Raw genomic sequence first — 14,153 nt, forward strand, 5'->3', positions numbered from 1 at the left:
GGGATAAATATAAATGCGTTTTATCCTTTTACTGTTTTTAACAACTGCTATTTTATATGCAAAATCAAAAGATACTTGTTTTTCTGTTCAACTCACTAGCTTCATAGTAAAAGAGAGTTCAAAATACAACTTTGAAGAACAAGAATATCCAAGATCTTGTCAACTCATCTCATTTACAAATATGAATGCAGTAAGATGTGGCTGTCATGAAAGATATAGTGATGCTAAAAAGAAGCAGAAAAAACTTACTCAGCACTATAAAAATACTATGATTGTAACTACATATAGCTATAGGTTTGCGCCTAAAAAATCTATAGTCCATATCAAACCTAAAGTAGCAGCAGTTATAGATTTAAAAGAGAACAATAAATTCGTCGTTCAAGAGCTAAACCAAACACAGACACAAACTCATCTAGAAGTAGATACTCAAAAAGCTCCCGATATATCTTCTTTTGAGGTATCTTCATTTATTGAAGATATTGTTATGCAAGGAAATATCAACTTAACCACTCAAGCATATATAACAAAACCAAGTACAAGACACTCTTCTAACTATACTCTTTCTGGAGAACTTGAACTAGCATATAATAAAGATAATTTTAAAGCTTTTACAAAGTTAAAGGCTCAACAAGACTACCATGATATTTCAGGTGGAAGTGATGCTACTAAAAGAAGTTATTTAAGACTCAATGAGTTATATTTGCAATATGAGCTTGAAGATTCTCAAATTATGTTTGGAAAAAATATTAGATTTTGGGGTGCACTAGAGGTTAATAATATTACAGATAATTTTAATATTAGTGAATTTCGCTCCGATCCCGTTGAAAATGATAAAATCGGTTCATGGAATGCAAGCTATACACACTATACTGATAGTGGTGAAATGTCTCTCATCGCAAAATTTTATGAGCCCAATAGAGAGATGTCAGCTTTACCATATATCTACTACCCTTTTACAACTAATGTAATTCAATATGATGCAAGTTTAATTACCAAAAAGTCTGTAAATAGACCTAGTGTTTATCTAAAATACTCTGGTTCTACAGATGATGAATATACCCTCGATTATTCTGTCATATTTGAAGATGGATATGACTCTCAACGCTACTATACTTTACCTACATCTCCAACAGGTACAATCAATGAAAATGCCTACTTAGTCAATAAAATCATCACATATAACACATTAGTACTCGGAGCTACTCTTTATAAGTTAGAAGCTGTCTATGCTGATGTTGTTGATGATGATGAGATTTCAGACTACTACAATATTGGTCTTGGTATTGAGCATACACTTACTCAAGTATATAAAGAAGCTGACTTAGGTCTTTTAGCAGAGTATTATAAGTATGCAACTCTTGAGGATACTAAACGCGACGATCTAGAACTTTTTGAAATTTTTCAAAATGATCTTTTTTTGGGGCTTAGATATAGTTTTAATGATGGAAATGATGCGACCATAGTAGGTGGGGCTATTTTAGACCTAGAGTACAATGAACAAGTCTACTATATTGAATACGAAGCAAGAGTCTATGATATATTGAAACTCAACTTAGACTATCGTCAAGTTGAACCATCTAGTAGTGATAAAACAGCATTTAATCAGATGGGTAAACAAAAAAGAATAAGTCTAAAACTAGGATACTTTTTTTAAATGAGAAAATTTGTAAATAGCATAATACACTTTCGTTGGTTCATTGCCTTAATCATCCCAATACTTACTATAGTTCTTGCATTTGAACTTAGAAATATAGAATTTGAAGGCTCATATAGAGTATGGTTTTCAGAAGAATCTGAGTCATTAAAAAAGTATGATAGATTTAGAGCTGTCTTTGGAAATGATGATGCAATTATCATTACATTTAGTGATGAAAATGGAATAATGAATCCAAAAGCACTTGGAGTTATAGATAGACTTACAAACAAGCTTTGGGAAACAAAAAATATTGCTAGAGTTGATTCTCTAACTAATTACCAGTATGTTCACTCAAATCCTGAGGAGCCAGATGATATTATAGTTGAGGACTTCTTTGAAGATATTAGCTCTTTAACAGCTTTAGAGTTTAAGCAAAAAGAGGAGATAGCACTCAAAGAGGACCTACTTGTAAACCGCATTATCAGTAGTGATGGTAAAACCACTATGATAGTGGGGAGATTAACACCTAAAGTAGGTGATATCTTTGGAGCAGTAAAAGAAGTAGGACGAACTGTTCAAGGGTATGTTGATGAAGAGTCAAAAAACAATGGCTACGAGTTTCATCTAGCTGGTGGTCCTATCTTAAACCTGACATTTTCTACACTTGGTAAATCTGATATTACCACTTTTACTCCAATCATACTGCTTATTGCAATGATTCTCTTATGGATTATATTTAGACGATCATCGGGTATGTTGCTGAGCATTGCTGTTGTGATGTTTACATTTATAATTGTTCTAGCTATACAGGTATTACTAGGATATAAGATAAATAATTTTACAGCAAATATGCCTGTATTTATTATTGCCATAGGAATAGCAGATGCTATGCACCTTTACTGGATTTATCTCATCGGCAGAAAAAAAGGCCTTGATAATCACGAAGCTATACACTATAGTGTAGAAAAGAACTTTCTTCCTATATTTCTTACTTCTGTCACTACTGCTGTTGGATTCGCTTCACTTAGTATTTCTGCTATAGTGCCTATAGAAACATTAGGAGTTGCAACTGCAAATGCTGCTCTTCTTGCATTTGCGCTTACTGTGCTATTTGTCCCTGCTGTCCTTGCGATTATAAATCCAAAAGTCAAAGAAAAAGAGATAAAGAGTAGTGAGGAAAAACCAAATAAGATAGCCCTCTTATATGCAGAGTTTATAATCAAACACGATACAAAAATAATACTTGCTACGGTCATTATTTTTGGCATTATAGGTTTTGGCTTAACAAAACTACAAATAGACTCTAACACTGTACGCTATTTTAATGAGGATGTACCCTTTAGAAAAACTGTTACTTTTATAGAAGACAAGCTTACTGGGCCTATGTCATATGAAATAGTACTTGATTCAAAAATAAAAGATGGTATTAAATCATCTGAATTTATGCATATGGTTGAGAAATTTTCAAATGAGTTTAAAAGCAAATATCCTGATGTAAGACACACATCATCCCTTGTAGATGTTGTAAAAAAATTTAATGAGGTTATGACTGGAGAAAAAAATATACCAGATAACCAAAACCTCATCGCACAATACCTTCTTCTGTACTCCTTATCGCTTCCTCAAGGAATGGAGATAAATGATAAAATGGATGTTGATGAGAGGTTCTTGCGTTTAACTGCTTCGATGAATATAGTCGATACATCTTTAGATCTAGAAATGATAAAGTGGGCTGAGGAGTGGTGGAAAACTACACCATACAGTGTAAGTATAAATGGTCAAACGGTAATGTTTGCACATATGCAACATGATGTAACTGACACTTTAGTAGAGTCTATTATCTTAGCTATTAGTGTAGTCTCCATTATGATGTTACTCATATTTAAGAGTTTTCGTATGGTTCCTCTTTTCATCATTCCAAATATATTACCAATTGTTCTAGTAGTTGGGGTAATGGGATGGTTAGGAATTACAGTTGATATTGGGGTTGCTATATCAGGTGCGATTATCCTTGGTGTTGCAGTTGATGATACTATACACTTTTTGGTTAAGTACAAAGAGGCGAGGAAGAAAGGCTATAACTTCAAGGACTCCTTAGTATACATCATGCACTATGCTGGTTCAGCAATTATATTTACCACTATTATTCTAAGTACCTCATTTATGATTTTTAGCTTTTCACAGTTTAATCCAAATGTAAATTTTGGTATTGTGACGGCAATTGCATTAATTATTGCAGTTGCCGTCGACTTAATAATGCTCCCTGCAATCTTAAGTCGATATGATGGAAAAGAGAAGAGCTTTTTGAGTTAATAGTATAAAAATTACTAATTGTAACAAAGAAAATTTAATCACATTCAGTACTAATAAAACCTACTACTTTATAAGACATTTGAATATAATGACTTATATAAGAGAGGTAGTATGTCAAAGATTAGAGAAACGTTTTATAGTAAATTTCCAAACTTAGTAAAAAAATTGCCCAAGCCTATAACAAACTTTATAATTAAATTATTTCAAGCTCTGTTTCATGAACAAACATATATTAATATACTGAGTAAAAACCAACACTTTCATGGTGTAGCTTTCGTTGAACATGTACTTGATAGTTTAAACATCTCCTCGACAGTCAAGCAAAATGAACTACAAAATATTCCAAAAACAGGTCGACTGCTTGTTATTGCAAATCATCCTACTGGTGCGCAGGACTCCTTCTCTTTAGTGCAGCTCATAGCAAATATGCGAGAAGATAAAAAAGTAAAAATTTTAATTAATGATATTATGATGGGTATCACTCAAGCAGCAGAGTTAATTATACCAGTAAACAATCTAACCGGTTCGATAACTAAAGCAAGTCTAAAGTCCATAAATGAAGCTTTAGAAAACGAGGAAGCTGTAATCATCTTTCCAGCAGGTCTAGTAAATAGACTCTCTGTTAATGGCTTAAGAGATACTCAGTGGAAATCTAGTTTTATCAAGATTGCTAAAAGAACATCTACACCTATACTCCCCATAAAAGTCACAGGTAGGAATAGCTTTTTATTTTATCTTGTCTCTATGATACTGCCATTAAAGGTTAGTGGACTTATGCTAGCTCACGAATTTGCGACAGCTGGTAAAAGAAAGCCCTTACACTTTACTATAGGTAAGGTTATTCCAGTAAGTTCATTTTCAGAGAAAATCATCTCTATTGAAGAGTATATAACTATTTTTTATAACCATATATATACTTTAGGCACAAAAAAAGAGCAAGTACTTCAAACAGAAGTTACTATAGGTGAAGCAAAAAATAGACAACTACTAAAGCAAGAGATTAAACAGGCTGAATTTTTAGGGACAACCATTGATGGTAAAAAGATTGTTCTAGCAGACTCTATTCATTCACCTTTTCTTTTACGTGAATTAGGTCGCGTTAGGGAGATATCATTTCGTGCAATTGGTGGAGGAACAGGAACAGCAAGGGATAATGACCTCTACGATACTTACTATAGACACCTAATACTTTGGGATGATGAAGAACTTGAGATTGTTGGAGCATACAGAATTGGCGAATGCAAGGATATAATTGATAAGAAAGGCAAGGAAGGACTTTATACTTATAACCTATGTAATTTTAATGAGCACTTTCAAGACTATTGTGAAAACTCAGTAGAGCTTGGAAGAAGTTTTGTTCAACCTAAATACTGGGGTTCACGTGCACTTGACAATCTTTGGCAGGGTGTTGGAGCATATTTAGCACACAATCCTAAAATTAATTATACATACGGAACCGTCACGATTAATGCAGATACTCCACAAAAAGCTGTTGCTGCGTTAGTATATTTTTATTCCTATCATTTTTCATGTTCAACAAATATGATGAAGGCAAAAACACCTTATGTAATGTCCAAAGAGGATCAAGTTGAGTTAGATGCTCTTTTTAAAGACTTATCATACAAAGATGGTTTTGTTGTACTTAAAAAGTATCTTAAAGATTTAGGTACATCGGTTCCAACACTGTTTAAACAGTATGCTGAGCTTTATGAAGAAGGAGCTGTGCGATTTTTCGACTTTAATATTAATACAAAATGGGGTGGAGTTATTGAAGGTTTTATTATAGCGGACAACTCTAGAATGAAGCCATTAAAAAGAAAACGCTATATAGAAAGCTATCAAAAACTGCAGATAAGTGACTCTCTTACAGGCTTGTATAATCGTGCACACTTTAGTGACATCATAAATACTACAATTAAAAATCAAAGAAAAGTAGATATAAATTTCGCATCACTTATTGTTGAGATAGATAATTATGATTCTATCTATGAAAATGAAGAGAGTAAAACTGCAGATAAAACAGTTATAACAGTTGCAAAGAGACTCAAAAAGCTCTTAAGAGATAATGACATCATAGCAAGATGGGATGATAAAAAGTTTGTTATTATCTTGAAGAATGTGACAACAGATGAAGCAGAGATAGTGAGTAAAAAATTATGTCAATCTGTTAAAAATATAAAAATAACAGATACATTAAATACTACATGCTCTTTTGGTCTTACAATGTATAAAGCAAATGAGAATATAAATGATACTTTTACTCGTTCGGAGAGTGCATTAAATCAGGTAAGAAATAACATTGACAATAAAGTTGCTTCTGTTGCATAATAGAAAAGAAGAGTTAATCAAACTCTTCTTTTTGTAACTTTTTCCATATACATCCACAAACCACCTACAAATATCACTAACAACAGTGGTGCTATCCAAGGTCTATCTCCTATGACCCCTGCTGCTTTTACTAAAACACTCCCAGAGTAATAACTTCCTAACCCAATAGCTAAAGCCCAAACTACAGAACTTAATGTATTGATAAATATAAACTTTTTAAAGTCATACTTTGTAAGTCCAATTGCTATTGGGATAAGTGTTTTAATGCCATAAACAAACTTTTGTATAAGAATAATCCAAGAGCCATACTTTTTCATAAGTACATGTGAAAGTGCAAGTTTTCTTCTATGCTTTTTTAAGCTATCCATCATCATAGTTTTTTGGTAACGTGCAAGGTATACAAGCATAACATCACCAAGAGCATTTGCTACAAATGCAATAGCTATAGAAGTAGTTAGGTCCATCTTTCCCATGTATGAAAGAACGCCAGCACCTAACAGCGCTACAAATCCTCCACCTAGTGAGTAGAGAAAGAGTCCTATATATCCGTATGTCGCTAAATTACTAAATGTATCTTCCATTATTCTACCTATAGTTTATATCATAGTAATTGTTTGCTAGTTTTTAGACTCAGACCAAAGGGAGGATTTGCTCTAAAAACTAGTATACGATTACGGTTTATTTTTATAACTGCTTTATTTTTGTTATCTCATCACGAAGACGAGCAGCCTCTTCAAAGTTCAACTCTTTAGCTGCTTGCTTCATCTTTAACATCAGCTCTTTTGTTAAAGCTTTTCTTTCTGATGCTGGCATTTTATCCATTTTTTTATGTTTTTGGTAAATATCCCCATACTCTTCAACCTTTAAATTCTCATCAAGGCTACGTTTAGTTGTAGTTGGCGTTATGCCATGCTCTTTGTTGTATGCTTCTTGAATCTCTCTTCTTGCTGTGGTCTTTTCTATAGCTCTTTGCATCGAGCCTGTAATCCTGTTCGCATACAAAATAACGCGACCATTCTCATTTCTTGCCCCTCTACCTATAGTTTGAACAAGTGCAGTTTCACTTCTTAAGAAACCCTCTTTATCTGCGTCTAAAATCGCGACTAAACTCACCTCAGGTAAGTCTAATCCCTCTCGAAGAAGATTGATTCCTATAAGTACATCAAACTCACCTAAACGCAAGGCTCGAATGATTTGATTTCGCTCTATAGTGTCAATATCTGAATGCATATACTGCACTTTAATACCTAAGTCAGCGAGATATTTTGTCAAAGCCTCAGCCATCTTTTTTGTAAGTACCGTGATTAAGACTCTTTCGTCTTTAACTATGATGCCTTTAATCTCATCATGGATGTCTTCAACTTGATTATCTGATGGTTTTATCTCTATAATAGGGTCTAGCAATCCTGTTGGACGAATGATTTGGGTAGCTTTTACTTGTGACATCTCTAGTTCATACGGTGCAGGTGTAGCTGAGACAAAAAGATAATGTGGTGCTTTGTCTATGTACTCATCCGCCTTAAGAGGACGGTTATCTAAAGCTGAAGGTAGTCTAAACCCATAATCGACAAGAACCTCTTTTCTAGCTCTATCTCCTGCATACATACCACGATACTGAGGAAGAGAAACATGTGACTCATCTACTATAACAAGGTACTCTTTGTTGTTTTGAGCGAAGTAATCAAGTAGTGTAAAAGGAGCCTCTCCAGGTTTCTTATCTGTAAGTAAACGCGAGTAGTTCTCAACACCTTTACACATTCCTGTAGTCTCGAGCATTTCCAAGTCAAACTCTACACGCTGTTTCAAACGCTGGTATTCTAAAAGCTTCCCCTCTTTTGTAAAGTAGGCAAGTCTCTCATCAAGCTCCTCTTCTATGCGTTTAACCGCTCGAGCCATTTTATCTTGAGAAACGCTAAACTGAGAACAAGCATAGATAGTAAAGCTTTTATGGTCTTCAAGTCGTTTGTTGTCTATAACTTCAAATGTAAAAATAGCTTCTATCTCATCGCCAAAAAACTCTATACGAATAGCTTCTTGCTCAAAATATGGAGGGTAAATATCTAAGCTCTCACCATTAACGCGAATATGTCCTGAGTCAAAATAAGAATCATTTCGAGAGTATCCCATCTCCACTAAACGCAGTAATAGTTTCTTCTGACTTATCTCATCCCCTACTTCTAAAGCCTGTACCATGTTAAGATACTCTTCTGGATCACCGAGCCCATAGTTTGCAGAAACTGAAGCTATGACTATAACATCATCATAAGAGAGAAGATTTGCAGTTGAGCTCAAACGCATGCGCTCTAGCTCATCATTTATAGCACTATCTTTTTCTATGAAAAGATCTTGACGAGGTATGTAAGCCTCCGGCTGATAATAATCATAGTAGGACACAAAGTACTCAACGTGATTGTTTGGGAAGAACTGACGAAATTCAGAATAGAGTTGAGCTGCAAGAGTTTTGTTATGAGTCATAACTATAGTAGGCATTTTTACATTCTCTATGACTCTCGCCATAGTGTGCGTTTTACCACTTCCCGTTACACCTTCTAATGTTTGGTAGCGATTACCTTTTAGTATAGACTCTGAGAGTTCTTTGATGGCAGTAGGCTGATCACCTGCTGGCTGATAAGGAGATACTACTTTAAATTCTGGTTTCTTTTTCATTGATGGAATTATAGCTAAATTGCTGTTTATTGGCTGATTTGACTTACTTTTTGAGAGGTGTAGCTGTGAAATGACTGCCGAGAATTTTCTGCTACAGTAAAATTTTTAGTCGAAAAACTCTATTGTAAAGCAGACCCCATTATCTTGATTAAAAACATTTAATATGGCATTATGATGCTCTTCAATAATCATTTTTGACATATAAAGACCAAGACCAGTTCCATCTTTTTCACATTTTGTTGAGAAGTATGGGTCAAATATTTTTTCTAAAATATTATCAGCTATGCCACCTCCATTATCACTTATAGAGATATAATTCTTTTTGGTTGAAATGTTAATTCTTGCTTTTTCTATATTTTTTTCTTTAAAATTATCTTGTGAGTTCTTTAAGATATTTAAAAGAACTTGTTTAATCTCATTGTCAAATAGGCTAATTTCTATATCTGAAGAGTAATCCGAAGTTATTCTGATATTATCATTCTCAAGAGAATTACCAATAATATTTAATGCTTTTTGAATTACATTATCAAGTGTAACTAAAGCTTGTTTTTTGTTTGGTTTATAAAAATCCCTAAAATCATCTATAGTAGATGAAAGATGTTTTGAAAGTTCTCCTATATCATTGAGTCGCTGTTGAAAGAAATCCTCTCTGTATTTATCCATCGTAATGTCAAGACTTAATGTTGCAGATATCGCAGCAATAGAGGATAATGGCTGTCTCCATTGGTGTGCAATCATACTTATCATTTCACCCATTTGAGCTAATCTTGATTGATTTAAGATATGCTGGTCTTTTTTCCTATTTTTCTCAACTTCTTCTTCAATTTTACTGTTTAGTTGGTCTGTATAGTTTTGAAGTTCTATCTCCATTGCCTTATTTTTTGAAATATCTCTCCAAACAACATGAATAATATCCTTATCTCCGAGTGATATAGGGGTTAACACTATCTCAGCCCAGAAGTGTTCACCATTTGCTCTTATATGCATCCATTCAAAAATATGTCCTTCATTTTTAATGGCTAAGTTCATCATCTGTTCAGCTTTTTTAAATGAGCTTTGCCCATCTGGTTGAAATTCAGGAGATAATTTTGAAGGATGTATATCCAGTAACTCTTTTTTAGATTGATAGCCCAGTATAGAAACAATTTTTTCATTATGCTGTATAAAGTGATTATTCTCTAAAATAGACACCCCATCTGATGACTTTTCAAACAGTATCTCAAGAACATCTTTTTGTTTTTGTAATTCTCTCTCTATTCTTTTAGAGTTTGTAATGTCTCTATCTAAACCTTGATAACCAAGTAAATTACCATCCTTATCTATAATTGGAATAGCATTTGTAGTTACTGTAACCTCTGAACCATTTTTATGAAGATGTGTATTTTCAAGGTCAATTATATTTTCCTTCTTATCGATATAATTTAAGAAAATCTGACCGACTCTTTTTTTTTCCTCTTCACTCATAAAATCAAAAGGAGTTTTACCTATTACTTCATGAGAATGAAATCCCAAAAAATGGTACACATTCTCACTACAAAATGTGTATGTACCATTCTTATCAACTTCCCATAAGCAATCACTTACATTGGTAATTAATTCTTTATATTTAATTTTATCCATTTGAATCCATATGTTTACATTATATAAAACAGACCATTCTATATGATATAAACTTATTTAATTATTATATGTAATCAAGATGAAAAACATAAAGGTTATAAAGATATATAAGGGAGCAGATAATAGTGTATGTTATAGCTCTTCTAGTGTGGTTTCTTATTACTTCTATAGGTAAGAAGTTTCTATCTATTGAGCATTGTAATTTTTAAATCAAGATATTTTAGACTAAAAAGACATTTTCTTAAAGTCGTTTACACCTTTTTGGGTTAGTACAAGAGTAAGACCATCCTCTTGTAACTCTATATAGCCATCTTTATTAAGTTCTTTTATCGCAATTTCAAGTGAATTTTCTTGCTTTGAAGTTAATTTTGTAATAATGTTTCTTACTATATCTTGCTTACTCATAACATAACCAACCCTGTTATGATTTTTAAACCAATCACTGAACATCTGTTTAACTTGGTTTTTGTAATTCACATCCCCATTACTTTTTGGAGGTGCTTTTCTTTTTTTATTTTGAGAGGACTTCATGTTCTACCTTATAATTGTACTATTGTTTAAGTTCATTGATACCTCATGATCGTAAAATTCTAGTTTCTTTATCATTAATAGAATTATAGCAGTTTGTAGTAAGACTAAGTGATTTTTACTTAGTTTCAAAATCTTTCTTTTTACTTATCCCTTGATCCCAATAAATATTGTTTGTAAAATAGTATACTAAACACAGTTATAAATATTAATGGAACACTTAGGAACTCCATACATAAAGATTCCGCATCAAACTCCTATCTAAAGAGACAAATAATGAGTAGTAAACAACAAGTTGAGTTAAGAAGAGAGTACTGGAAAGATAGAAAAAGTGACTTTGTTATACTCCTCAATAACTGGCTTAAGCACGAGAACAAAGCTTTAAGTATATCTGTAGATATACTTTATGATGCATACCTTGGAACAGGTGTAGAAGCATTTGAGTTGTCTGAGTACAAATATGGAAAAGACTTACAAAAATGGTTCGACAACAATCTATAGGTAGTACCTTGTTTTTTGAGGGTTTTGCTATAAGTCATAACAATAGTAGCTGCACTCTTTATAACTAAAAGTGGGTGTATCTACAGATAATGAAAAGATTCTTTTTCAGCAGATTTAAAAATTTAATATAAAACGAAACCCTTTACTGCTTAGCACCATTAAGAAAAATATCCAATGTTTTATCAACAATCTGTTCAGATGAGCATTGACCAGAAAAATGACTAACAATAAAGCCATCTGAAAGTTTTTTAAAAAGAATTGCTAAATGTTCATGATTCGTGTTTTCATAAGGAAGAAGAAGACGAAGCTGCCTAGTTAGATACTGATATATTTCATCAACAACTTTATGATTTAAAATTTCCAACTTATGAAAAAAATAAGAGTCATTTGTAGTCGTTGGCTCATTGGTAATGTATTTTGCATATTTATATTCCAAATAAACCCTTAGGTTTTCAAGTGGATCACTTCCCTCATTCTCTTTTAGATTTCCAAGAAATATTTCCAGTTTTAAAACTAGGTATTGGACATATAGCTTTTCTTTTGAGTCGAACAGATTATAAATTGTTCCTACTGATGTCTCAAGTTCTTTTGCTAAATCAGATATTTTAAATTCCTTATATCCTACTTCATCAAAATAACGAGCTGCAGCATTAAGATAGAGCTCTTTTTTTACACGGCTTAGCTCTTCATTGATTACTTGTTTCAAATCTTTTCCTATATTTTTTAAAATAATATCGAAAATATCATCTATTTTCAATTAAATAAAATCATATATATATAATTGAACTTAATTCAATATTAAGAACTTGCACACTATACTGTCGAAATTAAAAAATCTTAGAAGGATAAATTTACTGATGTTCCAATTATTTAAAGATTCACTCGAACCTAAACTGATAACTTTATGGCGGCTTCAAGGATATTCAAAATCAGATTTTTATGCAGATTTAGTCGCCGGACTTGTGGTTGCTATCGTGGCACTTCCACTTGCTATGGCTATTGCTATAGCATCTAACCTCCCACCGGAAAGAGGTCTATTTACGGCAATTGTTGCCGGTTTTATTATATCTGCACATGGAGGTAGCCGTTATCAAATAGGAGGGCCAACAGCTGCATTTGTAGTAACAGTGTCAATGGTTGCTATGGAACATGGATATGAAGGTTTAGTCCTCGCTACTATGATGGCTGGGATTATATTGATGATTATGTCATTTGTTCATGCAGGAGAGTTAATCAAGTTTATTCCTTATCCTGTTGTTATTGGATTTACTTCAGGAATTGCACTTCTCATTGCCTTTTCTCAAGTACGAGACTTTTTTGGTCTTAAAGTAGAGAGTGTACCACCAGACTTTATCCATAAGTTTATGCTTTATATTTCTCATTTAGACGATATGAACATTTATGCAGTTATCGTCTCTCTTGTCTCAGTTGGCATCATCCTCTTTTTTAAACGCTATATTCCAAAGGTTCCTGGACCAATTGTAGTAGTTGTTTTTGCAGGAGTTGCAGTCTGGATGTTTAATCTACCTATTGAAACCATAGAGAGTCGGTTTGGTCCTATTCCATCTATGCTTCCCTCACCTACATGGCCAGATATATCCTTTGAAAAATTACGTCAATTAATGCCTGATGCAATTACGATTGCAATCCTTGCTGCAATTGAATCACTTCTCTCAGCTGTAGTTGCAGATGGCATGACAGGAACTCATCACAAATCAAATGCTGAGTTGTTTGGGCAAGGCATAGCAAATATTGCTTCTGGTTTTTTTGGAGGGCTTCCAGCTACGGGTGCGATTGCAAGAACTGCTACAAACATTAAAGCAGGTGCACGCACACCTGTGGCAGGGATTATGCATGCTTTTTGGCTTTTTGTATTTATGTTGTTTCTAACGCCATTAATTATAAAAATTCCCCTTGCTGCGTTAGCTGCTATCTTGATAGTTGTAGCATGGAATATGTCTGAAGTTAAGCATATTAAAGAGATTATGAAAGCACCAAGAAGCGACCGTATTATTTTAATCGTTACATTTATCTTAACCATACTAGTCGATCTAAATTTTGCTATTCAAACAGGTATTGCATTAGCTTCAATCCTCTTTATCGACTCTATGATGAAAACAACGAAAATTCGTATATTTGAGAATGAAGAAGATCCAGACTCAATCGATCGTAAAACTCTTCCTCAAGATGTCGAAGTGTATGAAATTCAGGGTCCGCTATTTTTTGGTATTGCTGAAAAGCTTATAGATGTCCTAAATCTGTTTGAGCATCCTCCTATAGTCTTTATATTAAGAATGAGATATGTTCCATATATCGATGCAGCAGGACTTCATGCACTTGAAATTTTACATGAACGTCTTACAAAACAGCAGACAGTTCTCATACTTTCTGGTGTAGGTCCAGAAGTTCAGTCTCACATTGTAAAAGCATCATTAAACAGACTTATCGGAAATGAAAATATTGTTGATCATATCAGCAAGGCATTAACAAGAGCCTCTCAAATTACAGATAAAACTCAAACATATAATAAAGGAGGTGTTTAATCAAACACTTAATTAAA

10 protein-coding genes are annotated in these 14,153 nt (G+C 33.3%); 5 read left to right on the plus strand and 5 right to left on the minus strand.

The genetic code is table 11. From position 1 onward, the window contains the following. Positions 1-13 precede the first annotated feature (13 nt). The 3 genes from GJV85_RS10900 to olsF all read left to right on the plus strand — a co-directional run bounded on the left by GJV85_RS10900 (position 14) and on the right by olsF (position 6,277). Complete coding sequence (locus GJV85_RS10900) at positions 14-1,654, plus strand: hypothetical protein (RefSeq protein WP_207561405.1); 1,641 nt, start codon at positions 14-16, stop codon at positions 1,652-1,654. Continuing rightward, on the plus strand, positions 1,655-3,949 hold the full coding sequence (locus GJV85_RS10905; RefSeq protein WP_207561406.1) for an efflux RND transporter permease subunit: 2,295 nt from the start codon (positions 1,655-1,657) through the stop codon (positions 3,947-3,949). 111 nt (positions 3,950-4,060) lie between these two features. Beyond that, a complete protein-coding gene (gene olsF / locus GJV85_RS10910) occupies positions 4,061-6,277 on the plus strand; it encodes a bifunctional ornithine lipid synthase OlsF (protein ID WP_207561407.1) in 2,217 nt (738 codons plus the stop codon). Between the two features lie 17 nt (positions 6,278-6,294). Here olsF and GJV85_RS10915 read toward each other — a convergent pair whose 3' ends face one another. The 4 genes from GJV85_RS10915 to GJV85_RS10930 form a co-directional block, all read right to left on the minus strand. After that, a complete protein-coding gene (locus tag GJV85_RS10915; protein WP_207561408.1) occupies positions 6,295-6,858 on the minus strand; it encodes a DedA family protein in 564 nt (187 codons plus the stop codon). A gap of 103 nt (positions 6,859-6,961) precedes the next feature. Then, positions 6,962-8,944 (minus strand): excinuclease ABC subunit UvrB, encoded by a 1,983-nt coding sequence (gene uvrB, locus GJV85_RS10920; protein WP_207561409.1) that lies wholly within the window; start codon positions 8,942-8,944, stop codon positions 6,962-6,964. 105 nt (positions 8,945-9,049) lie between these two features. Next, positions 9,050-10,564: a PAS domain-containing sensor histidine kinase gene (locus GJV85_RS10925; RefSeq protein WP_207561410.1), complete on the minus strand. Its 1,515-nt coding sequence runs from the start codon at positions 10,562-10,564 to the stop codon at positions 9,050-9,052. A 225-nt stretch (positions 10,565-10,789) separates the two neighbouring features. Next, positions 10,790-11,095 (minus strand): hypothetical protein, encoded by a 306-nt coding sequence (locus GJV85_RS10930; RefSeq protein ID WP_207561411.1) that lies wholly within the window; start codon positions 11,093-11,095, stop codon positions 10,790-10,792. Positions 11,096-11,368: 273 nt separating this feature from the next. Between GJV85_RS10930 and GJV85_RS10935 the strand changes: the two genes are divergently transcribed. Beyond that, positions 11,369-11,593: a hypothetical protein gene (locus GJV85_RS10935; RefSeq protein ID WP_207561412.1), complete on the plus strand. Its 225-nt coding sequence runs from the start codon at positions 11,369-11,371 to the stop codon at positions 11,591-11,593. A gap of 142 nt (positions 11,594-11,735) precedes the next feature. Here GJV85_RS10935 and GJV85_RS10940 read toward each other — a convergent pair whose 3' ends face one another. Continuing rightward, complete coding sequence (locus tag GJV85_RS10940; RefSeq protein WP_207561413.1) at positions 11,736-12,299, minus strand: TetR/AcrR family transcriptional regulator; 564 nt, start codon at positions 12,297-12,299, stop codon at positions 11,736-11,738. A 151-nt stretch (positions 12,300-12,450) separates the two neighbouring features. On the opposite strand from GJV85_RS10940, the gene GJV85_RS10945 reads away from it, so the two are divergent. Then, complete coding sequence (locus tag GJV85_RS10945) at positions 12,451-14,136, plus strand: SulP family inorganic anion transporter (protein WP_207561414.1); 1,686 nt, start codon at positions 12,451-12,453, stop codon at positions 14,134-14,136. Positions 14,137-14,153: the final 17 nt, after the last annotated feature.

Source organism: Sulfurimonas aquatica (genome assembly GCF_017357825.1).
Taxonomy (GTDB): domain Bacteria; phylum Campylobacterota; class Campylobacteria; order Campylobacterales; family Sulfurimonadaceae; genus Sulfurimonas; species Sulfurimonas aquatica.

Excerpts from the sequence above, each read along its gene's own strand:
- GJV85_RS10935 (WP_207561412.1), top strand. The coding sequence starts at position 11,369 with ATGAGTAGTAAACAACAAGTTGAGTTAAGAAGAGAGTACTGGAAAGAT.
- GJV85_RS10900 (WP_207561405.1), top strand. The coding sequence starts at position 14 with ATGCGTTTTATCCTTTTACTGTTTTTAACAACTGCTATTTTATATGCA.
- GJV85_RS10945 (WP_207561414.1), top strand. The coding sequence starts at position 12,451 with ATGTTCCAATTATTTAAAGATTCACTCGAACCTAAACTGATAACTTTA.
- GJV85_RS10915 (WP_207561408.1), bottom strand. The coding sequence starts at position 6,858 with ATGGAAGATACATTTAGTAATTTAGCGACATACGGATATATAGGACTC.
- GJV85_RS10925 (WP_207561410.1), bottom strand. The coding sequence starts at position 10,564 with ATGGATAAAATTAAATATAAAGAATTAATTACCAATGTAAGTGATTGC.
- GJV85_RS10905 (WP_207561406.1), top strand. The coding sequence starts at position 1,655 with ATGAGAAAATTTGTAAATAGCATAATACACTTTCGTTGGTTCATTGCC.
- uvrB (WP_207561409.1), bottom strand. The coding sequence starts at position 8,944 with ATGAAAAAGAAACCAGAATTTAAAGTAGTATCTCCTTATCAGCCAGCA.
- olsF (WP_207561407.1), top strand. The coding sequence starts at position 4,061 with ATGTCAAAGATTAGAGAAACGTTTTATAGTAAATTTCCAAACTTAGTA.
- GJV85_RS10930 (WP_207561411.1), bottom strand. The coding sequence starts at position 11,095 with ATGAAGTCCTCTCAAAATAAAAAAAGAAAAGCACCTCCAAAAAGTAAT.